Origin of the sequence: Aminobacter carboxidus, from assembly GCF_014863355.1 — a bacterium.
In the GTDB taxonomy this organism is placed as follows: Bacteria; Pseudomonadota; Alphaproteobacteria; order Rhizobiales; family Rhizobiaceae; genus Aminobacter; species Aminobacter carboxidus.
Map to the genome: position 1 here is coordinate 753337 of NZ_JACZEP010000002.1, position 18690 is coordinate 772026.

The 18690-nt window shown below is 63.8% G+C and carries 20 protein-coding genes; 10 read left to right on the forward strand and 10 right to left on the reverse strand.

Annotated elements, in window-relative coordinates:
• Positions 1-24 precede the first annotated feature (24 nt).
• Positions 25-1677, reverse strand: a complete 1653-nt coding sequence (locus IHE39_RS11370) for an alpha/beta hydrolase (protein ID WP_192566514.1) — start codon at positions 1675-1677, stop codon at positions 25-27.
• A gap of 182 nt (positions 1678-1859) precedes the next feature.
• Positions 1860-3770, reverse strand: a complete 1911-nt coding sequence (locus tag IHE39_RS11375; protein ID WP_192566515.1) for a propionyl-CoA synthetase — start codon at positions 3768-3770, stop codon at positions 1860-1862.
• A gap of 218 nt (positions 3771-3988) precedes the next feature.
• Here IHE39_RS11375 and IHE39_RS11380 point away from each other — a divergent pair, with 218 nt between their 5' ends.
• Positions 3989-4159 (forward strand): hypothetical protein, encoded by a 171-nt coding sequence (locus IHE39_RS11380; protein ID WP_184772673.1) that lies wholly within the window; start codon positions 3989-3991, stop codon positions 4157-4159.
• 99 nt (positions 4160-4258) lie between these two features.
• Here the strand turns inward: IHE39_RS11380 and IHE39_RS11385 are convergent, their stop codons facing one another.
• Entirely contained in the window at positions 4259-5023 is a 765-nt protein-coding gene (locus tag IHE39_RS11385) for a sulfite exporter TauE/SafE family protein (protein WP_192566516.1), read from the reverse strand.
• 381 nt (positions 5024-5404) lie between these two features.
• On the opposite strand from IHE39_RS11385, the gene IHE39_RS11390 reads away from it, so the two are divergent.
• Together IHE39_RS11390 and IHE39_RS11395 are read left to right on the forward strand one after the other, a co-directional pair.
• Positions 5405-5875: a hypothetical protein gene (locus IHE39_RS11390; RefSeq protein ID WP_192566517.1), complete on the forward strand. Its 471-nt coding sequence runs from the start codon at positions 5405-5407 to the stop codon at positions 5873-5875.
• A gap of 63 nt (positions 5876-5938) precedes the next feature.
• Complete coding sequence (locus tag IHE39_RS11395) at positions 5939-6115, forward strand: hypothetical protein (protein WP_184772671.1); 177 nt, start codon at positions 5939-5941, stop codon at positions 6113-6115.
• Positions 6116-6132: 17 nt separating this feature from the next.
• Here the strand turns inward: IHE39_RS11395 and IHE39_RS11400 are convergent, their stop codons facing one another.
• Positions 6133-6606 carry a YciE/YciF ferroxidase family protein gene (locus tag IHE39_RS11400; protein WP_192314010.1) on the reverse strand — a complete coding sequence of 158 codons (474 nt, stop codon included), beginning with the start codon at positions 6604-6606 and terminating at the stop codon, positions 6133-6135.
• Positions 6607-6767: 161 nt separating this feature from the next.
• Between IHE39_RS11400 and IHE39_RS11405 the strand changes: the two genes are divergently transcribed.
• The 5 genes from IHE39_RS11405 to IHE39_RS11425 all read left to right on the forward strand — a co-directional run bounded on the left by IHE39_RS11405 (position 6768) and on the right by IHE39_RS11425 (position 8725).
• Positions 6768-6962, forward strand: a complete 195-nt coding sequence (locus IHE39_RS11405; protein ID WP_184772537.1) for a hypothetical protein — start codon at positions 6768-6770, stop codon at positions 6960-6962.
• A gap of 142 nt (positions 6963-7104) precedes the next feature.
• Positions 7105-7281, forward strand: a complete 177-nt coding sequence (locus IHE39_RS11410; RefSeq protein WP_192566518.1) for a hypothetical protein — start codon at positions 7105-7107, stop codon at positions 7279-7281.
• A gap of 60 nt (positions 7282-7341) precedes the next feature.
• On the forward strand, positions 7342-7647 hold the full coding sequence (locus tag IHE39_RS11415) for a hypothetical protein (RefSeq protein WP_192566519.1): 306 nt from the start codon (positions 7342-7344) through the stop codon (positions 7645-7647).
• Between the two features lie 91 nt (positions 7648-7738).
• Entirely contained in the window at positions 7739-8455 is a 717-nt protein-coding gene (locus IHE39_RS11420) for a type 1 glutamine amidotransferase (protein ID WP_192566520.1), read from the forward strand.
• A gap of 105 nt (positions 8456-8560) precedes the next feature.
• Positions 8561-8725 (forward strand): hypothetical protein, encoded by a 165-nt coding sequence (locus tag IHE39_RS11425; protein ID WP_184772529.1) that lies wholly within the window; start codon positions 8561-8563, stop codon positions 8723-8725.
• A 70-nt stretch (positions 8726-8795) separates the two neighbouring features.
• On the opposite strand, the gene IHE39_RS11430 is transcribed toward IHE39_RS11425, so the two are convergent.
• Positions 8796-9050, reverse strand: coding sequence for a DUF982 domain-containing protein (locus IHE39_RS11430; RefSeq protein ID WP_115730523.1), 255 nt, complete (start codon positions 9048-9050; stop codon positions 8796-8798).
• 203 nt (positions 9051-9253) lie between these two features.
• Here IHE39_RS11430 and IHE39_RS11435 point away from each other — a divergent pair, with 203 nt between their 5' ends.
• Positions 9254-9673 carry a hypothetical protein gene (locus IHE39_RS11435; protein ID WP_192566521.1) on the forward strand — a complete coding sequence of 140 codons (420 nt, stop codon included), beginning with the start codon at positions 9254-9256 and terminating at the stop codon, positions 9671-9673.
• A gap of 390 nt (positions 9674-10063) precedes the next feature.
• Here IHE39_RS11435 and IHE39_RS11440 read toward each other — a convergent pair whose 3' ends face one another.
• On the reverse strand, positions 10064-11089 hold the full coding sequence (locus tag IHE39_RS11440) for a class I fructose-bisphosphate aldolase (RefSeq protein ID WP_184772523.1): 1026 nt from the start codon (positions 11087-11089) through the stop codon (positions 10064-10066).
• Between the two features lie 331 nt (positions 11090-11420).
• Between IHE39_RS11440 and IHE39_RS11445 the strand changes: the two genes are divergently transcribed.
• Positions 11421-11801 carry a cupin domain-containing protein gene (locus tag IHE39_RS11445; protein WP_184772521.1) on the forward strand — a complete coding sequence of 127 codons (381 nt, stop codon included), beginning with the start codon at positions 11421-11423 and terminating at the stop codon, positions 11799-11801.
• A gap of 264 nt (positions 11802-12065) precedes the next feature.
• Here IHE39_RS11445 and IHE39_RS11450 read toward each other — a convergent pair whose 3' ends face one another.
• The 4 genes from IHE39_RS11450 to tkt all read right to left on the reverse strand — a co-directional run bounded on the left by IHE39_RS11450 (position 12066) and on the right by tkt (position 18571).
• Positions 12066-13262 carry a phosphoglycerate kinase gene (locus IHE39_RS11450; RefSeq protein WP_192566522.1) on the reverse strand — a complete coding sequence of 399 codons (1197 nt, stop codon included), beginning with the start codon at positions 13260-13262 and terminating at the stop codon, positions 12066-12068.
• Between the two features lie 196 nt (positions 13263-13458).
• Positions 13459-15324 (reverse strand): potassium/proton antiporter, encoded by a 1866-nt coding sequence (locus IHE39_RS11455; protein ID WP_184772517.1) that lies wholly within the window; start codon positions 15322-15324, stop codon positions 13459-13461.
• Positions 15325-15550: 226 nt separating this feature from the next.
• Complete coding sequence (gene gap / locus IHE39_RS11460; RefSeq protein ID WP_184772515.1) at positions 15551-16561, reverse strand: type I glyceraldehyde-3-phosphate dehydrogenase; 1011 nt, start codon at positions 16559-16561, stop codon at positions 15551-15553.
• 21 nt (positions 16562-16582) lie between these two features.
• A complete protein-coding gene (gene tkt / locus IHE39_RS11465; protein ID WP_184772513.1) occupies positions 16583-18571 on the reverse strand; it encodes a transketolase in 1989 nt (662 codons plus the stop codon).
• Between the last annotated feature and the right edge of the window lie 119 nt (positions 18572-18690).

Below are 18690 nucleotides of genomic sequence, written 5' to 3' on the forward strand. Positions count from 1 at the left end.
TTCGTCCACGCCGGGCGCGACGCGCTACTTCCGCTTGTCGATGAAATGCTGCTTCAGCCTGGCGACGTCGTTTGGCGACCAGTCCGTGATGTCGGCGACCTGCATCCAGGCGTCGATATAGTGTTCGGCGGCATAGACGTGGCCGTAGCCCATCGGTGCTGTGGTCGCCATGGCGATGTCGAGCGTCAGCTGCAGGAAGGTGACGACGGGATACCAGCGCAGCTCGGGCGACACGTCGGGGCCGCGCGGCGTCTTCATCCAGTCGGGTTCGCGGTAGAGCGCGTGCGTTTCGTAAAAGACGATCGGGTCGGAAGCGTATTGCAGGTAGACGAGGCGCAGCGGGCCCCACTGGGCGCCCGGAATGTCGAGCGCGTTGTTCTGGGCGGTGAAGCGGACATAAGAGCCGTCGCGGAACGCCGGCAGCCATTCGGGGGTGCCGGGATTGCGGTCGTCGGTGATCGAACGCCAGATGCGGCTGGCAAAGGGCGGGCCGCTCAGCAGCGCGCCCTGGTAGGGGTCGCCAAGGACCTCGAACAATTCGTTGGAAAGCTCGGTGCTGAGAGCGCCGAGGCTGAGGCCGAACAGGTACAGCTTCGGCCGCGTTTGCCTGGGTAGCGTGTGCCAGTAGCCATAGATCTCGGTGAACAAAGCGCGCGACTGATCGGCGCCATAGCCTGGTTCGACCAGCAACGACAGCCAGCTGGCGAGATAGGAATACTGGGTGGCGACGCTGGCGACATCGCCATTGTGCAGGAACTCGATCGGGTCGATGGCCTGTTCGTCGACCCAGCCGGTGCCGGTGGGCGTGACGATGACCAGCGTCGAGCGTTCGAAGCCACCAGCGCGCTTGAGTTCTTCGAGCGCCAGCCTGGCGCGCTGCTGCGGCGTGTCGCCCGACTGCAGCCCGACATAGACGCGCACCGGCGCCCTGGCCGGCTTGCCGGTGAGCTTGCCGATGTCGGCGGCACTCGGGCCGCTGGCGATGTAGGAGCGGCCCATGCGGCCGAGGTCCTGCCAGCGCACCAGCGATGCCGAGCTGCCGGTCCTGCCGGGATCGGAGGGTTGCTGGGTTTCGGGCGGCATCAGTTCATCGAGGCGCTGGAACGAGCTGTCCATGACGCGCAGGCCGTAGCGGAAGATGATGCCGTCGGCGGCCGACCAGAACAGCAGCACCGCGATGGTGGTGCCGATGACGTAGGACACGCGCATCGGCACGAAGCGGCGCAGCTTTTCGGAGACGAAGACAAGCGTCAGTTTGAACAGCCGGCCAAGGGCTACGAGCACGACGAAGGTGACGAGTGCGATGGCACCGACCTCGAGCGGATGGGCGGTGTCGACGGGGTCGAGCTGCATCAGGCTGCGGATCGAGTTCTGCCATTCGGCGGCGCGCCACAAAAACACCAGCCCGACGATGCCGCAGGCGAGGGTGGCGAAAAGCTTGCCGCCGCGCAATATGCGCGCCTTGAGTTCGGGCAGTTCGAGATAACGCCAAAGCCAGCGCAGGAAGAAGCCGCAGCCATAACCGACGGCGGCTGAAAGGCCCGACAGCACGCCCTGGGTCAGGTAGTTGCGCGGGATCAGCGTCGGGGTCAGCGACGCCGCGAAAAACAGCGTGCCGAGCAGCAGGCCGATCGTCGAGAACGAATACCAGTACCTGACGGCCCAGCTGCGCAGCATCCAAGTGCCCCCTCATGCGATCAGGGGCAGCTTGCCGCGTGCCCGGCGTGCAGGCAATGGCACCGGGGCAAATCGGCGGGGGACGGTAAAGTGTAACCGCTTTCCCAAACGCTCAAGCGGCTGGTGGTGTGCTCATGACAGCGCCTGTCGAACCATGAGATATTGGTGCTAGCGCGAGGGCGTCAGGCAATGCCGATGCCGCGGGCTTTCAGCGCCTCCGATATCTCGTCGAGGATGACGGGGTCGTCGATCGTCGCCGGCATCTTCCACTCCTCGCGGTCGGCGATCTTCTGCATGGTGCCGCGCAGGATCTTGCCCGAGCGGGTCTTGGGCAGGCGCTTGATGGTGACGACCATCTTGAAGGCGGCGACCGGGCCGATGCGGTCGCGGACGAGGCTGACGACCTCCTTTTCGATCGTGCCGGTGTCACGGGCGACGCCTGAATTCAGCACGATGAAGCCGCAAGGGATCTGGCCCTTCATCGCATCGGCGATGCCGATGACGGCGCATTCGGCGACGTCGGGGTGTTCGGCGACGACCTCCTCCATGCCGCCCGTCGACAGGCGGTGGCCGGCGACGTTGATGATGTCGTCGGTGCGCGCCATGATGAACAGATAGCCCTCGTCGTCGATGTAGCCGGCGTCAGCGGTCTTGTAGTAGCCGGGGAACTCGGCGAGGTAGGCGTTGAAGAAACGCTCGTCGGCGTGCCACAGCGTCGGCAGGCAGCCTGGCGGCAAGGGCAGCTTGATGACGACATTGCCGAGCGTTGAGCGCCCAACCTCATGGCCGGCATCGTCGAGTACGCGTACATCGTAGCCGGGCATCGGCACGCAGGGCGAACCGTATTTGACCGGCAACAGCCCGAGCCCGACAGGGTTCTGGCTGATCGGGTGGCCGGTCTCGGTCTGCCACCAATGGTCGATAACAGGGACCTTCAGCTTGTTTTCGGCCCATTTGATGGTTTCGGGGTCGGCGCGCTCGCCGGCGAGGAACAAGGTGCGGAATTTCGACAAATCGTATTGCGGGACAAAAAGGCCTTGCGGGTCCTCCTTCTTGATGGCGCGGAAGGCGGTGGGGGCGGTGAACAGGGCGACGACCCCGTGTTCCGAAATGACACGCCAGAATGTGCCAGCATCGGGCGTGCCGACCGGCTTGCCCTCAAACAGGATGGTGGTGGCGCCGTGCAGCAGCGGGGCATAGACGATGTAGGAGTGGCCGACGACCCAGCCGACATCTGATGCCGCCCAGAACACCTCGCCCGGCTTGACGCCGAATTCGTTCTCCATCGACCATTTGAGCGCGACCATGTGGCCGCCATTGTCGCGCACCACGCCCTTGGGCTGGCCCGTCGTACCAGAGGTGTAGAGCACGTAGAGCGGATCGGTGGCGGCAACAGGCACGCAGTCGACAGTGCGCCCTGCCGCCTTGGCAGCACCGACTGTCTCGGCATAATCGAGGTCGCGGCCGGGGACGAGATCGCAACTTAGCTGCGGCCGCTGCAGGATCACGCAGGCCTGCGGCTTGTGGGTCGCGAGTTCGATGGCGCCGTCGAGCAGCGGCTTGTAGGCGACGACGCGGCCAGGCTCGATGCCGCAGGAGGCCGAGATGATCAGCCTGGGCGTGGCGTCGTCGATGCGAGTGGCGAGCTCCTTGGCGGCAAAGCCGCCAAACACCACCGAATGGATGGCGCCGAGGCGGGCGCAGGCAAGCATGGCAAAAGCTGCTTCAGCCACCATCGGCATGTAGATGATGACGCGGTCGCCTTTGCCGACGCCCTGGTCCTGGAGCACGCCGGCGAGCGCGTTCACTTCGGCCATCAGCCCGGCATAGGTGAATTTCTGCTGCGTGCCGGTGATCGGGCTGTCGTGGATCAGGGCTATCTGTTCGGCGCGGCCGGATGCGACATGGCGGTCGAGCGCATTGTAGCAGGTGTTGCACTGAGCTCCCGTGAACCACTGGCCATAGACGCCGCCCTCGGCGTCGAAGACCTTGTCCCACGGCTTGAACCAGTCGATCGCCCTTGCCGCCTCGGCCCAGAACCCCTCGGGATCGCTGGCCCAACCGTCATAGACCTCGTGATAGCGAGATGGCATGGCGTTTCCTTCCCAGGACAGTGGCCCTTGAGGCCGTCATTGTTGGCGAAGTTTGTACCCGCCGGGACGACGGGGCGTCCATTTGACCTTGGTTTAAGAGACTGTCCGCAACTGCCGTTTTCGACGTCGTTTCGATGCACTGCCGTTGTTCTCAAATCGTAGTGCCGCAGGCCCACTGTAGCAGATCGGGCCATGGGCTTTGACAGGGGCGCGCGAAGTTGATCAAAGGCAGCATGTCGAAGGCGTTGTCGCTTATCATCCTTGCCATCATGGCGATCCAGCTGGTCAAGCCGCTCGGCCTGCCGGGGCTCAGGCAACGGCGCGATTTCTGGAAGCTGGCGGTGCTGGCGCTGGCGGCGATTTCGATCACCGCGCTGCTCGGTCACTAAAGCGCCCTAGAGCATTTCCGCTTTTCTTCGAATCGCTCTATCTTATTGTTTTTGCGCAATTCCTAGGGAAAGCCGCTATGCACTTTTCCTGGAATTGCCCTAGAAGGCCGGGGCCAGGCCCTGCCACGAAATATGCGCGCCAAGCAGGGCCAGGCCGGCAAAGAACCAGCGCCTGAAGGTTTCCGCTTCTATGCGGCTGCGCAGCCAGCCGCCCAGCCACATGCCGGCCAGAGCCGGAACGATAGCGAAGGCCGACATGCCGAGCTGATTGAGCGGGACCGCGCCGTTGGCCCACAGCCCGATGCCGAGTGCGACCGTCGAGACGGTGAAGGACAGGCCCAGCGCCTGGACGAGATCGTCGCGGCCAAGGCCCAGTCCACTGAGATAAGGCACGGCCGGAATGACGAAGACGCCGGTGGCGCCGGTCATGATTCCGGTGAGCGCACCGACGACGGGGCCGACCCATGGCTCGGCGGCTGATGGCACCGACATCTTGAGCTTGAGCAGGCCGAGCGCGGCATAGACCAGCAGCACCAGGCCAAGCCCCGCAGTGACGATGGATGTGTAGCTGCTGGTGATCAGGCCTGCGGAGGCGAGCGTGGCGGCAAACACGGCAGACATCATCGGCCACAGGCGACGCACCAGCGCTGCAACGTCGGGGCCGGCGAGCAATTGCCAGACATTGGTGACGAAGGAGGGCAGCAGCAGGATGGCGGCGGCCTCGGCCGGCAGCATGACGAGGCCGAGCAGGCCCATGGCGACCGTCGGCAAGCCGAGGCCGACAACGCCCTTGACGAGCCCAGCGAGGACGAAAACGGCACCAACGACGATGATGAACAATTCGGGGATGAACAATTCGGGCATGGCGGCGAAGATGCAACGCAGCCGGCCGCGCAGGCAAGTGCTCGAAAAAATGGGGGGTCCGCCAGGGCAAAACCCCATCCCAACCCTGGCGGACCTTACCTGACCGCGCAGGCCAGGCTCCGGCTACCGCCGGCAAGCAATACCATGCATGACGCGTGCCAGAGGTTTCTGTGCCGGGATGGGACAGGGTTGGAGGCCCCACGGGTCATCTCCTGGCCACCGGCGCAATGAAGGGCCGCCCGACGGGCCACCGGGCTGGTCTGTTTCATCGGCTTCGCCTTCCTGCTTGAAATGGCTCTGGCCGAAATGAGCTGAGTTCCTGTAGGAAATGGCAGCTGCGTTTTGTGGTATTTTGATACGTCCAGGATCGGGAGCGGGGGCATGAGTTCCCAAGGTTTTGCCAAAGTCCCGTTCGGGCCGACGACCGCTGCCGCCATCGTTCTTTCGCTGATGATCTGCACGCTCGTCGCCTACTTCGTGATGGCCGCGTTGACCATAACGCTAGGATGGCTGCCGATGCTCGACGATCTGATCACGGGAACGTTGCGGCAATCGCGCTACATCAGGATATTTGCCGCCATGACTGGCGCTGCCGCCGGCGGGTTTGCCGGGGTCTGGGTGGCGCGGGTGGTCTGCGACTTCGCATTCGCCGCCTATCTGCCACGCGCGGTGTTTTATGCCTTTGCCGTGCTGGCAGCGGCAGGCCTCGCCAAGCTGTGGCAGGCCGGATCGCTCGCCGAGAGCGCGGTGATACTGGCCCAGCTCGTTGCGACCGTCATCGCTGCCTTCATCTGGTTCTGGCCCGAACGTTCGCCTGTTACCCTCGGCAACGGGATCGTCGGCTCCGACTGATCGGACGCGGCCCGCTACGTTGCCAGGCCGCGCCTTCAGTGACTTGAGACCGAGTCGCTGGACTTGCCGGTTGCGGGCCGCTACCTGTGCCTGATGAAGCAGAACAATCTCTACCTCATCATCGGCGTACTCGTGGCCGCCGTCATCGCGCTCGGCATCTATGCATATCGCGAAGAGACGAAGCCCAAGGGCGTCGAGCTGCGCATCGACGAAACAGGCATTTCGGTCCAGGAAAAGTAGGCGCCGCCTTTCGGTGGCTACTTCTTGTTGACGCCGGCCACCGCAAGATTGGTCAGCTTGCTGTTGGCGGCCTTTTCCTCGTCGAGGATTTCGCTCAGCAATTTGTGCGCCTCGTCGTGGCCGAGAACCTTGGCCCATTCCCTGAGCGAACCGTAGCGGGCGATCTCGTAGTGCTCGACGGCCTGGGCCGCGGCCAGCAGGCCGGCATTCAGCGCCGTTCCCGAGGTCTCTTCGATCAGGCCGGCGCTTTCCTTCAGCAGGCCCTCGATGGCGTCGCACTTTTCGCCTTCGGGCTTGAGGCCAACTGACGAAAACACCTTCTTCAGAATCTGGACGTGACCTTTGGTCTCCTCAAGATGGTCGTCGAATGCCTGCTTGAGCTTGCTGTCGGTGACCGCCTTGGACACGCCAGGCAGTGCCTTGGCGATGGCATTTTCGGCATAGTAGATGTCGTGCAAGGTGTGTTCGAACAGTTCGGCCAGGGTCTTCATGATCTTATTTCCTCTGTGTTTGCGTCGGGGAGTAAGCGATGGGCGCGACAATGGTTCCTGACCGTCCATGCCGACGGACCAAAGCGTGTGGGCCGAAATAGCGCGGCTGTGTCGGTCAAGATCGCCGTTGCTGCGGCCCCGGCATGATGGAATGATGGGCCATGGCGAGATTGACGAACACGGCCCCGAACCGGGTGTTGGCTGTCGACACGATGGTGGTGAATGAGGAGCCGCTTTTGGCGCTGCTCAACCTGGAGACCGATGACGGCGCCGTCGAGCTGGCGATCAACCGCACGATGGCCGAACTGCTCGTCGATCAGCTTCTGACCCTGCTCGGATACGACGAGGAAGAGTAGCCGCCCGCCTCAGCGCCGATTTGGCGTTTTCCGTAGCCTCAGTTTTCCGTAGCCCCAATGGAACGCTCTGCCGCATCGGGGGTTGTCTCATGGCGAGACACATCGGGGGTTGTCTCATGGCGAGACAAGGGTGGAGCCCGCAATGTATGAGCTTTTGCAAAATCTGCTGGTCACCGCCTGGTACGGTCAGCCAGCCGGCGACGCCGATGAGGTGACGCAGGATGACGTGACGGCTGGCGGCGCCGGCGAGCGCCTGCATCGCGATCTCGACGCCTGTTTCCAGGCTATCCACGAGCAGATTTCCGGGCGCAAGCAATGAGCGCTCGTGCCGCGGCTGGGCCCTGAAGCAAGCCGGCGCCTCCCGAAAGGAGCAAACCCCGTGAATGTCGCCAACCTGCAACTCGAAGGCCTTGTGATGGCCATCGCCACCATCAATCATATCCTGGTCCGCAAGGGCGTGCTGTCGGCCGAAGAGATCGACATCGCCTTGCGCAAGGCCGAGGCGAGCGAGACATCGGGAGAGCGCTCCGAAGAGCTGTCGTCGTCCCACCGCGACGCCATCAACTTCCCGATCCGGCTGCTGCAGCTGGCCAACCAATGCCAGCCGGAAGCCGACATCCCGTCGTTTTCGACCCTGGCCCGGATGGTTGGCCAGATGAAGGAGCCCTATAACGACCAGATGTGAGCCCTGCCTCAATCCTTTGGCCGCCGTGCCCCATGCCGCGCTGCCGCGATTGTTTTCAGATGGGGCGGCGTGAGGCAGCCTTGGGGGCAGAATGAAGATCCTTGTTTTCCAGCATCTGCGCGTCGAGCACAGCGGCATCTTCGCCGGGTTCTGGCGCGAGGCCGGGCATAGCGAGCACATCGTCGAGCTCGACGAAGGCGGCGCGATTCCCGATCTCGACGGCTTCGACATGCTGGCGGTGATGGGCGGGCCGATGGATGTCTGGCAGGAAGAGGCCCATCCCTGGCTGAGACAGGAGAAGGCGGCGATCCGGCGCTGGGTGCGCGAACTCGGGCGGCCCTATCTCGGCATCTGCCTTGGCCACCAGCTTTTGGCCGATGCGCTGGGCGGCAAGGTCGGGCTGATGAAGGCGCCCGAAGTCGGGCTTGCCACCGTCGAGCTGACCGCAGCCGGTCGAGCCGACCGGTTGTTTGCCGGCGTCGAACCAGCGATCGAAACGCTGCAATGGCATGGCGCGGAGGTTTCAGGGCTGCCCGAGGGCGGCGAAGTTCTCGCCGCAAACGCCGCTTGCCCGATCCAGGCGATGCGTGTCGGCCACAAGGCCTACGGTTTCCAGTATCATATGGAGATCACCGACCGCACCGTCGGCGACTGGTCGCAGATCCCGGAATATGCCGCGAGCCTCGAGCAGGCACTGGGAGCTGACGAGGCCGGGCGGCTGGCACAGACTGTCGCACCGCATCTGCCTGTATTCCGCGCCACCGCGCGCCGCATCAACGACAACTTCTTCGCTGCCATAAGCGGTTGAGCGCGGCCCACTTTGTCCCTTGTTGTCGGTGGTGTGCCGACATGGCTGGTTGTATTCGCGGGCGTATCGCCCTAGGCAGGCACAAGCCAGAAAAAGAGGACAAAGATGCCCAGACCGACGAACTACAATCAGGAACGCCGCGACCGCGATCGCGCCAAGGCGGCGAAAAAGGCCGACAAGCTGGCCGCCAAGGCCGAAGCCAAGCAGCGCGGAAAGTCCGATACGGAGATGGAGTCGGAGCCGGAAGGCGAAACCGAAAACCAGGAATAGCCGCCGCAGGCGCCGCCAAGGGCGCTACCGAACCGCGTATCCGGCCCTTGATCCCGGGCCGGTGCGCCGGTCAGTCCTTGTCGTTGATGAAGACGTTGACCTCGCGCGCCGCAGCGATGAAGGCGCGCCGTGCCGACATGACAGGCTTTTCGCCCGACATGGCGTCGGAGCAGGCCTGCAGGGCCGCACGATGCTTGGGGCTGCGCTTGCCGGGCCAGCTGTTGAGCAGGAAGGCGGAAGCTTCTTTTGCGGTGCGCAGGAGTAGCGGGGTGCCGGCCGGATCGGCCTTCACGGTGACGGGAGTTTCGAACCTGACGTTTTCCATCGCCGCTCATACGCCAAACCGGCGGGGGAAGCGAGCCGCATAACGCCTCATGGTTGAAGAGCCGGAATTGGCTTGGCTGCACCGGCTCGAAAGGGCTCGCGGCACATCCTTTCTGGGCCTTGCCGGCGCTCACATGGCGTGACAGAGCAGGCTCTTGCTGCCGGCTGCCACGGAGTTCGCCGGGTGAGCGACGAGGGGGAACAATGAACACCAAACGGATACTGCCTGCCATTCTTGGCCTGCTCATCGCTGCGACCACGCCGGCATTCGCCGAGGGCGACCGCTACCGCGCCTTCTCCACCACCGCCGAGAGCATCACCGGCGACATCTCGATGGATGATTTCTCCATCACTTTCGCCAATGGCGAGTCCCTGAAGTTCGCGGCCTTGCTGGGCGACCATTTCGTCGTCGACGGCAGCCGCGTCAACGCGTCCGTCTACAGCGTGGAGGATCCCTCCGACCCCGAACTGGAAAACGGCAACAGGCTGTGCGGGGCGGGCGACGTGACCTACCTCGCCAGCTGGAGCGGCGGCGAGGGCCTGACGATCGTTGCCGTGTTCACCGGCGACGAACCGCCGGAGAGCAGCGACGAGATGTGCGCGTCGTATACATATCAGGATTGATGTGGAGGGCGGCGGGCCCAGGTCCGTTCGGTAGGCACCCGCTTGAGGACGGCTCGCCGGTGGCGCTGTCTTCCTTGTCGCGACGGCGTTCCTCCTTGTCGGCAATTGTGAAGACGATGGCTAGTATGCCGTCAGACCGATGCCCGCTCCAAGAAACCAGCCAATCGGCCCGAACAGCGTGCCAACAATCCAGACACAAGCGCAAACAACAAGCATGACAAAACTGCTTGGGTGTGAGTTTTGGGCCTCCGATCATGGAGAAAATCCAGGCGATTGAGCAGCCAGCTGCAATTGTGCCAACATTCCAGTTCGCGGCACGGTTATGGCCGCGCAAACAAAAAAGCCCCTGATTGCTCAGGGGCTTTTTGCATTTCTGCCTGAAGTCTCGGCTTACGCCGCCTTCTCCAGCGCCTGTTGCCACTGGCCAAGTGCCGCCAGGTGGTTCATGTGGGCACGGTGGGTGAAGGCGGCCTGGCCGGCACCGAGGTTTTCGACCTTGCCCGACCATGCCTTCTGCGGCGCTGCCTGCAGCGCGCGGCCGTAGGAGAAGGTCAGCTTCCACGGATGCGGGCCAATCGCGTTGATGGCGTTGAGGTTGGCGGTTGCCTCCTCGTCGGACTGGCCGCCCGACAGGAAGGCGATGCCCGGGACCGCCGCTGGAACCGTCTCGCGGAACAGCTTGATGGTCTTTTCGGCGATCTCTTCGGCGCTGGCCTGCCTTGCGGCCTTCTTGCCGGAGATGACCATGTTCGGCTTCAGGATCGTGCCTTCGAGGTTGACGCGGGCGGCGTAGAGCTCGTCATAGAGCTTGACCAGCGTCGCCTTGGTGACGTCGTAGCAGGTGTCGATGTCGTGGGCGCCGTCCATCAGCACTTCCGGCTCGACGATCGGCACGATGCCGGCTTCCTGGCACAGTGCTGCGTAGCGGGCGAGCGCCTGGGTGTTGGCCGACAGCGAATAGGCCGAAGGCACGTTGCGGGTGGTGTCGATGTCGATCACGGCGCGCCATTTGGCGAAGCGGGCACCGAGTTTGTAGTACTCGGCCATGCGCTCGCGCAGGCCGTCGAGGCCTTCGGTGATGGTATCGCCGGGGAAGTTGACGATGCCCTTGGCACCGGCATCGACCTTGATGCCGGGGATGGCGCCGGATGCCTTGATGAGCTCGACCAGCGGCGTGCCGTCGGCAGCGCTCTGGCGAATGGTCTCGTCGTAGAGGATGACGCCGGAGATGTACTTGGTCATCGCCTCCTTGGTACGGAACATCATTTCGCGATAGTCGCGGCGGCTATCGGCCGTCGACTCGACGCCGATGACGTCGAAACGCTTCTTGATGGTGCCGGAGCTTTCGTCCGCAGCCAGAATGCCCTTGCCGTTCGCAACCATGGCGACGGCGATGTCTTCGAGACGTTCGCTCATACAAGTTTCTCCTGATCAGATGCGGCGCGCATAGCAGATGGTTTTCCCGAACGGAATGCCGGCAACAAGCCTATAACCGATTGAAATTATTTCAATCGTTTTAGATCTGGGGCAAGAACAACGCGCAGTTGTCGAAAATATGAACTTATATACTTCTGAATAGATAAAAGTACATTGGCTGGCCTCGAGCCTGGCCACTTCGACTCGGCCCGATGAAGGCCATTTCGGACGTCCGCAAGCAGCAGGCCTTCGCCTATCTATTATATCAGTGAGTGCTAAAATAAATGCCCTCCGCATGCGCCTGTGCGCATGACGATGATGGGAGGAAGCCATGGCCGATGGCGGAATGAACGTGACGAAATTCGAGTTCAAGTCTCACAACGAACCAGACGAGGTGCGTGCGCCCGACAAGACCCGCGTCGAGGTGGTCCGGCTGACAGGTTTCACCCTTGGTCGCCTCAACATGGAGCCGGGATGGCGGTGGTCGGAATGCGTCAAGCCGGTGGTCAAGACAGACAGCTGCCAGGTGTCGCATGTCGGCTACGTCGTCTCGGGCACCCTTACGGTGAGGCTGAATGACGGGACCGAAAAGACGCTCAAGCAAGGTGCCTCCTACACCATTCCGCCGGGCCACGATGCCTGGGTCGAAGGCAACGAACGTTTCGTCTGCATCGAGGTGATGAGCGCCGAGCAATACGCCAAGCCGGTGTAAAGGGAGCTGGACAGCCCTACAGCGAGGTCAGGTCGACGCTGAAACCCCTCTCCGGCCCTCCGGGCCACCTCTCCCCCAGAGGGGCGAGGAACCTAGGTCCCTGATAGGTTCACCAGTACCGCGCCTCTCCAGCTTGGGTTCCTCGCCCGTTGGGGAGAGGTGCCGAGCGCAGCGAGGCGGAGAGCGGCGCGTGGCGCCGACTACGCCGTTGTCGCATGAAATGAATCCTCCCCCGCTTTCGCAAGGGAGGAAAACCGTTACGCGTCAGGCCTTGAGCACTTCCACGCCAGGCAGTTCCTTGCCTTCCATCCATTCGAGGAACGCGCCGCCGGCGGTGGAGACGTAGGAGAAGTCGTCGGCTACGCCGGCATGGTTGAGGGCGGCCACCGTGTCGCCGCCGCCGGCGACCGAGACGAGCTTGCCGGCCTTGGTGCGGGCGGCTGCGTGCTGGGCGGCGGAGACGGTCGCCTTGTCGAAAGGGGTGATCTCGAAGGCGCCGAGCGGGCCGTTCCAGACCAGCGTCGACGCACGGTCGATCCAGTCGTTGATCGAGGCGACGGTCTTCGGGCCGACGTCGAGGATCATCGCATCGGCTGGAACCGCGTCGATGGCGACGACCTCGTTGGCGGCACCGGCCTTGAACTCGCGGGCGATGACGCCGTCCGACGGCAGGATGATGGCGCAGCCCGCGCTCGCTGCTTCGATCATGATCTGCTTGGCAGTGGCGGCAAGGTCGTGCTCGCACAGCGACTTGCCGACATCGGTGCCGCGCGCGGCGAGGAAGGTGTTGGCCATGCCGCCGCCGATGACCAGTGCGTCGACCTTCTTCACCAGGTTCATCAGCAGGTCGATCTTGGACGAGACCTTGGCGCCGCCGACGATGGCGACGACCGGCTTGACCGGGTTGCCCAGGCCCTTTTCCAGCGCCTCGAGCTCGGCCTGCATGGTGCGCCCGGCATAGGCCGGCAGCTTGTGGGCGAGGCCTTCGGTCGAGGCATGCGCGCGGTGGGCGGCCGAGAAGGCGTCGTTGACGAAGATGTCGCCATTGGCGGCAAGCTGCTCGACGAAATCAGGATCGTTCTTTTCCTCGGCCTTGTAGAAGCGGGTGTTTTCCAAAAGCAGGATGTCGCCGTCCTTCATCGCGGCGACGGCGCTTGCCGCCTTGTCGCCGATGCAGTCGGCGGCAAAGCCGACCGGGCGGCCGATGACCTCTGATGTTGCCGCGGCGATGGGGGCCAGCGACAGAGCCGGATCGGGGCCGTCCTTCGGGCGGCCGAAATGGGCGAGCAGGATGACCCTGGCGCCCTTGCCGGACAGCTCGGAGATGGTGGGCGCGACGCGCTCGATGCGGGTTGCGTCGGAAACCTTGCCGTCGGCCATCGGCACGTTGAGGTCGACGCGGACCAGAACCCGCTTGCCGCTGACGTTGCCGATGGTGTCGAGAGTCCTGAAGCCGGCCATGGGGTTTCCCTTTCCTCATTGGGCGCGCATCTGCCGATACGCCGCGAGATCGCGCGGACCATAGCCAGCGCCGACGCGGATGCAAGGTTTGTGGGGGGCGGCGGGTGGAAAATAGTGGGTTTCTGATGTCGATCAGGAGATTTCTGAACCGTCGCTGCGGCTGTCCCAAACTGAAAACATGCGCAGTCCTTCATCCTCACGCGTCCTCGGGCAAGCCTTCCGAGGTTGTCGCCGGCGTCTCCTGCTTGGCGGATGCCTTGCCTGAACGCCGGGCGAGAAAGCGCTTGATGCGGTCGCTGATTTCGCCGCCGCTCAGGAACACCGGCACGGGCGGTGGAGGAGGGGCAGGCTCGATCGACAGGCCGACCGACATGATGCGGCCCTTTTCGTCGACGTCGCGGACGATCAGGTCGATCAGCCCGAGCGAGACGCGGTCGGCATATTCGACATGGCCGCGCAGCCGTTGCTTGATCAGGTCGGCGATGGTCAGCTTGAGTTCCTCGTCCTTCACCGACGCGCCGTAGATGGCGACGAGCTCGCCGGCGAGGTGGGTCTGGTCGACGGTGAAGGCGCCGAAGAAGTCCTCGTCCTCGGCATGGACTTCGGCGCGGGAGGCAAACAGCCGGTCGAGCAGGCGCGGATAGCGGTCGGGCACGAAGATGTAGACGTTGTCGCCGGCCTGCAGGCGGCCCATGTCCTGGAAGCGCATCGAACGGCCGTCGCGCACGACCAGTGAAGGCCTCGCCCAGCGCGGGACGCGCTGGCCCTTGGCCACTGGGCTGCCTGGAACGACGCGGTAGGCGAGCAGTTCGTGGTGGGCCGAGCCGGGCAGTTCGAGCTCGACCTTGTCGAGCGGGCCGAAGCGCTGCGGCACGATCAGGCCAAGGCGGCGGGCGAGCGGGCCGACGGTCCAGCCCTGGATCACCAGCGACGACAACACGATGATGAAGGCGATGTTGAAGATATCGCGGCCGTTTTCGAGCCCGCCGAGCACCGGCGTGATGGCAAGCAGGATGGAGACGGCACCACGCAGGCCGACCCAGGAGATAAAGGCGGTTTCCTGGCGCGGGAACTTGAACGGGATCAGGCACAGCCAGACCGCAAGGGGCCTGGCGACGAACATCAGGAAGAAGCCGAGCAACAGCGCCGACAGGACGATCTCGGGAAACTGCGACGGCGTGGCAAACAGGCCAAGCACCAAAAACATGATGATCTGGGCGAGCCAGGACATACCGTCCTGGAAACGCTTCAGCGTCGAGACCGCGCGGATGTCGGAATTGCCGGCGACGAGGCCGGCGAGATAGACGGCAAGGAAGCCCGAGCCGCCGACAGCACCCGCTGCGGCGAAGACCAGCAGCGACAGCGTCAGCACGAAGATCGGCAACAGGCCGCGGTCGAGGTTGAGCCGTTCGACCAGCTTGACGATCAGGAAGCCGCCGAGCAGGCCGATGGCGGCACCCAGGATCATCTGGACGAAGAAGCCGACGACGAGATCGACGAGCAAAAGGTCGGTGTCGGGCTTGGCGCCGAGCGCGATGATCTCGACCAGGGTGATGGTCAGGAAGATGGCGATCGGGTCGTTGGTGCCGGACTCGATTTCGAGCGTCGAGCGGACGCGCTCGCGCAGGTTGATGTTGCCGGCGCGCAGCAGGAAGAACACGGCCGCAGCATCGGTCGAGGCGACGGCGGCCCCGAGCAGGAAGGATTCGAGCCAGGTGAAGCCGGTGAGGTAATAGGCGGCGATGCCGAAGACGACGGTGGTGATGCCGACGCCGATGGTGGCAAGCGTGAGGGCCGGCATGCCGGCCTGGCGTAACACGCCGACAGGCGTGCCGAAGCCTGAGTCAAACAGGATGACGGCAAGTGCTATGGCGCCGACGAAATAGGCGATGTGGGCATTGTCGAAGACGATGCCGAGGCCGTCGACGCCGCTGGCAAGGCCGATGCCGAGGAACAGCAACAGCAAGGGGGCGCCGAAGCGGAAGGCGATCAGGCTTGAAAACGCCGCCGCCACGACCAGCGCGGTGCCTACCAGCGTGATGAGATATACCGCCTGTTCCATCCCCGACCCGTCTGCGAACCACCTGTTCGTTGCGTCGGTTGAGAGTGCGGCGAAGAAAAGGCCATGTCCAAGCAAGAATGGATTTTTGCCGGCTTGGACCAAAGTTTTTTGCATTGCGGCAAAAATGAAAACGCCCGGCCGAAGCCGGGCGTTGCCAATGGGTTAGTGCATGACCCCGAGAATCGAATTCGATTTTCGGAAAGGATCATGCACCATTCAAGATCAATCAGCCGATGGTGCGGCCCATCACGACGGCCGTGTCGGCCATGCGGTTGGAGAAGCCCCACTCGTTGTCGTACCAGGACATGACGCGCACGAGGTTGCCCTCGATGACCTTGGTCTGGTCGAGCGCGAAGGTCGACGAGGCCGGGTTGTGGTTCATGTCGATGGAGACCAGCGGCTCGTCGGTGAAGGCAAGCACGCCCTTGAGCGGGCCGTTGGCGGCAGCGATGAGCACCGCATTGACCTCTTCGACCGTGACGTTCTTCTTGGCCAGGAACTTGAAGTCGATGCACGAGACGTTGGGGGTCGGCACGCGGATCGAAACGCCGTCGAGCTTGCCCTTCAGTTCCGGCAGCACCAGGCCGACGGCCTTGGCGGCACCGGTCGAGGTCGGGATCATCGACATCGCCGCGGCGCGGGCGCGGTAGAGATCCTTGTGCATGGTGTCGAGGGTCGGCTGATCACCGGTATAGGCGTGGATCGTGGTCATGAAGCCCTTTTCGATGCCGAAGGCATTGTTGAGGACCATGGCGACGGGGGCCAGGCAGTTGGTGGTGCAGGACGCATTCGAAATGACGATGTGGTCCTTGGTGATCTTGTCGTGGTTGACACCGTAGACGACGGTCAGGTCGGCGCCGTCGGCGGGTGCCGAGACGATGACGCGCTTGGCGCCGGCGGTCAGGTGTGCCGAGGCCTTGTCCTTGGAGGTGAAGATGCCGGTGCATTCGAGCGCGATGTCGACGCCCAGTTCCTTCCACGGCAGCTGCGACGGATCCTTGATCGCGGTGACCTTGAACTTGTCGGTGCCGATGTTGATGGAATCGCCTTCGACCTTCACTTCGTGCGGGAAGCGGCCATGCACGCTGTCATAGCGCAGCAGGTGGGCATTGGTCTCGACCGGGCCGAGATCGTTGACGGCAACGACGTCGATGTCCTTGCGGCCCGACTCATAGATGGCACGCACGATGTTGCGGCCGATGCGGCCGAAACCATTGATGGCAACTCTAACGGTCATGTTGGTTCTCCTGGGGGACGTCTATGCCTGAAGCCGTGCCGTGGCTGCCTTTGCGGCGGCCTCGGCGGTGATGCCGAAATGCTTGTAGAGCTCTTCGATCGGGGCGCTGGCGCCGAAGCCGTGCATGCCGATGAAGATGCCGTCGCTGCCGATGAAGCTGTCCCAGCCCATGCGAATGCCGGCCTCGATGGCGACCTTGACCTTGGCATTGCCGATCATCGCCTTGCGGTATTCGGGGCTTTGCTGTTCGAACAGCTCGAAGGCGGGAACCGACACGACGCGGGTCGGATGGCCGGCGGCCTGCAGCAGCTTGCGGGCATCGAGCGCGATCTCGACCTCGGAGCCGGTGGCGAAGATGGTGACTTCGGCATCGCCGTCGGCGGTGGCGAGTTCATAGGCGCCGTAGCCGCAGAGGTTTTCCTCGACATATTCGGTGCGCACCGCCGGCAGGTTCTGGCGGGTAAGCGCCAGCGTCGACGGGGTGGCGCGGTTTTCAAGCGTCAGCTGCCAGCACTCGGCGGCTTCCATGGCATCAGCCGGGCGGAAGACGATGTGGTTGGGGATGGCGCGCAGGGCTGCCAGGTGCTCGACCGGCTGGTGGGTCGGGCCGTCTTCGCCGAGACCGATCGAATCGTGGGTCATGACGAAGCCGACGCGGATGCCCATCAGGGACGCCAGGCGCATGGCCGGGCGGGCATAGTCGGAGAAGCACAGGAAGGTGCCGGAGTAGGGGATGACGCCGCCATGCAGCGCCATGCCGTTCATCGCAGCGCACATGCCGAGTTCGCGGATGCCGTAATGGACGAAGCGCTGGCCGTAGTCCTCAGCCGAGATCGGCTTGGTCTGGCTGGTCTTGGTGTTGTTTGAGCCGGTCAGGTCGGCTGAGCCGCCGATGGTCTCGGGCACGACGCCGTTGATGACCTCGAGCGCCATTTCCGACGACTTGCGGGTCGCGACCTTCGGCTTGTCGGCGGCGAGCTTCTTTTTGTAGTCGGCAATCGCGGCATCGAAGCCGGCCGGCAGGTCGCCGCGCATGCGGCGCTCGAACTCGCCACGGATTTCGGTCTCGGTCTCGCCGAGGCGCTTTTCCCAGTCGTTGCGCTTCTTGGCCGAGTTGAGGCCGGCGAGGCGCCATGCGTCGAGGATGTCGGAGGGAATCTCGAAGGCCGGGTATTCCCAGCCGAGCGCCTTGCGGGTGGCTTCGATCTCGGCAGCGCCAAGCGGCGAACCGTGGACCTTGTTGGTGCCGGCCTTGGCCGGCGAGCCGAAGCCGATGGTGGTCTTGGCGGCGATCATCGTCGGGCGGTCGGAACGCTTGGCGGCCTCGATGGCGCCGGCGATGGCTTCCGGGTCATGGCCGTCGATGGCCAGCGTGTTCCAGCCCGATGCGGCGAAACGGGCGAGCTGGTCGGTCGAGTCGGCAAGCGAGATCGGGCCGTCGATCGAAATGTTGTTGTGGTCCCAGAAGACGACCAGCTTGTTGAGCTTGAGGTGACCGGCAAAAGACAGCGCCTCCTGCGAGATGCCTTCCATCAGGCAACCGTCGCCGGCGAGCACGTAGGTGTAATGGTCGACGAGCTTGTCGCCGAACTGGGCATTCATGATGCGTTCGGCGAGCGCCATGCCGACCGCGTTGGCGAGACCCTGGCCGAGCGGGCCGGTGGTCGTCTCGATGCCGGCGGCGTGGCCGTATTCGGGGTGGCCGGCGGTCTTGGAGCCGAGCTGGCGGAAATTCTTGATCTGCTCGATGGTCATGTCCTCGTAGCCCGACAAATAGAGCAGCGAGTAGAGCAGCATCGAGCCATGGCCGGCCGAAAGCACGAAGCGGTCGCGGTCGTGCCAGTTCGGGTTGGCCGGGTCATGCTTGAGGAAGCGGGTGTAGAGCACGGTGGCGATGTCGGCGGCGCCCATCGGCAGGCCGGGATGGCCGGAGTTGGCCTTCTCGACGGCATCCATGGACAAAAAGCGGATCGCATTGGCCATCCGGTCGTGTTTTTCGCGCGAGGACATCGTCCCTCCCATAAGCCGTGGAAACTGGGGCCGATGGGAGCCCCGGAAAAGTGCGCGACACATAGCAGGCACAGGGCTTGAGTCAATAAATCGGTGCGTTTTCGCCACCGCATTGCGGC

What these genes read in the sequence shown, in the direction of transcription:
- IHE39_RS11405 (WP_184772537.1), top strand. Translation starts at nt 6,768, where the DNA reads ATGGCGAGATTGACGAACACGGCCCCGAACCGGGTGTTGGCTGTCGAC.
- IHE39_RS11410 (WP_192566518.1), top strand. Translation starts at nt 7,105, where the DNA reads ATGTATGAGCTTTTGCAAAATCTGCTGGTCACCGCCTGGTACGGTCAG.
- gap (WP_184772515.1), bottom strand. Translation starts at nt 16,561, where the DNA reads ATGACCGTTAGAGTTGCCATCAATGGTTTCGGCCGCATCGGCCGCAAC.
- tkt (WP_184772513.1), bottom strand. Translation starts at nt 18,571, where the DNA reads ATGTCCTCGCGCGAAAAACACGACCGGATGGCCAATGCGATCCGCTTT.
- IHE39_RS11445 (WP_184772521.1), top strand. Translation starts at nt 11,421, where the DNA reads ATGGCCGATGGCGGAATGAACGTGACGAAATTCGAGTTCAAGTCTCAC.
- IHE39_RS11430 (WP_115730523.1), bottom strand. Translation starts at nt 9,050, where the DNA reads ATGGAAAACGTCAGGTTCGAAACTCCCGTCACCGTGAAGGCCGATCCG.
- IHE39_RS11450 (WP_192566522.1), bottom strand. Translation starts at nt 13,262, where the DNA reads ATGGCCGGCTTCAGGACTCTCGACACCATCGGCAACGTCAGCGGCAAG.
- IHE39_RS11385 (WP_192566516.1), bottom strand. Translation starts at nt 5,023, where the DNA reads ATGCCCGAATTGTTCATCCCCGAATTGTTCATCATCGTCGTTGGTGCC.
- IHE39_RS11420 (WP_192566520.1), top strand. Translation starts at nt 7,739, where the DNA reads ATGAAGATCCTTGTTTTCCAGCATCTGCGCGTCGAGCACAGCGGCATC.
- IHE39_RS11370 (WP_192566514.1), bottom strand. Translation starts at nt 1,677, where the DNA reads ATGCTGCGCAGCTGGGCCGTCAGGTACTGGTATTCGTTCTCGACGATC.
- IHE39_RS11375 (WP_192566515.1), bottom strand. Translation starts at nt 3,770, where the DNA reads ATGCCATCTCGCTATCACGAGGTCTATGACGGTTGGGCCAGCGATCCC.
- IHE39_RS11400 (WP_192314010.1), bottom strand. Translation starts at nt 6,606, where the DNA reads ATGAAGACCCTGGCCGAACTGTTCGAACACACCTTGCACGACATCTAC.
- IHE39_RS11435 (WP_192566521.1), top strand. Translation starts at nt 9,254, where the DNA reads ATGAACACCAAACGGATACTGCCTGCCATTCTTGGCCTGCTCATCGCT.
- IHE39_RS11440 (WP_184772523.1), bottom strand. Translation starts at nt 11,089, where the DNA reads ATGAGCGAACGTCTCGAAGACATCGCCGTCGCCATGGTTGCGAACGGC.
- IHE39_RS11390 (WP_192566517.1), top strand. Translation starts at nt 5,405, where the DNA reads ATGAGTTCCCAAGGTTTTGCCAAAGTCCCGTTCGGGCCGACGACCGCT.
- IHE39_RS11425 (WP_184772529.1), top strand. Translation starts at nt 8,561, where the DNA reads ATGCCCAGACCGACGAACTACAATCAGGAACGCCGCGACCGCGATCGC.
- IHE39_RS11455 (WP_184772517.1), bottom strand. Translation starts at nt 15,324, where the DNA reads ATGGAACAGGCGGTATATCTCATCACGCTGGTAGGCACCGCGCTGGTC.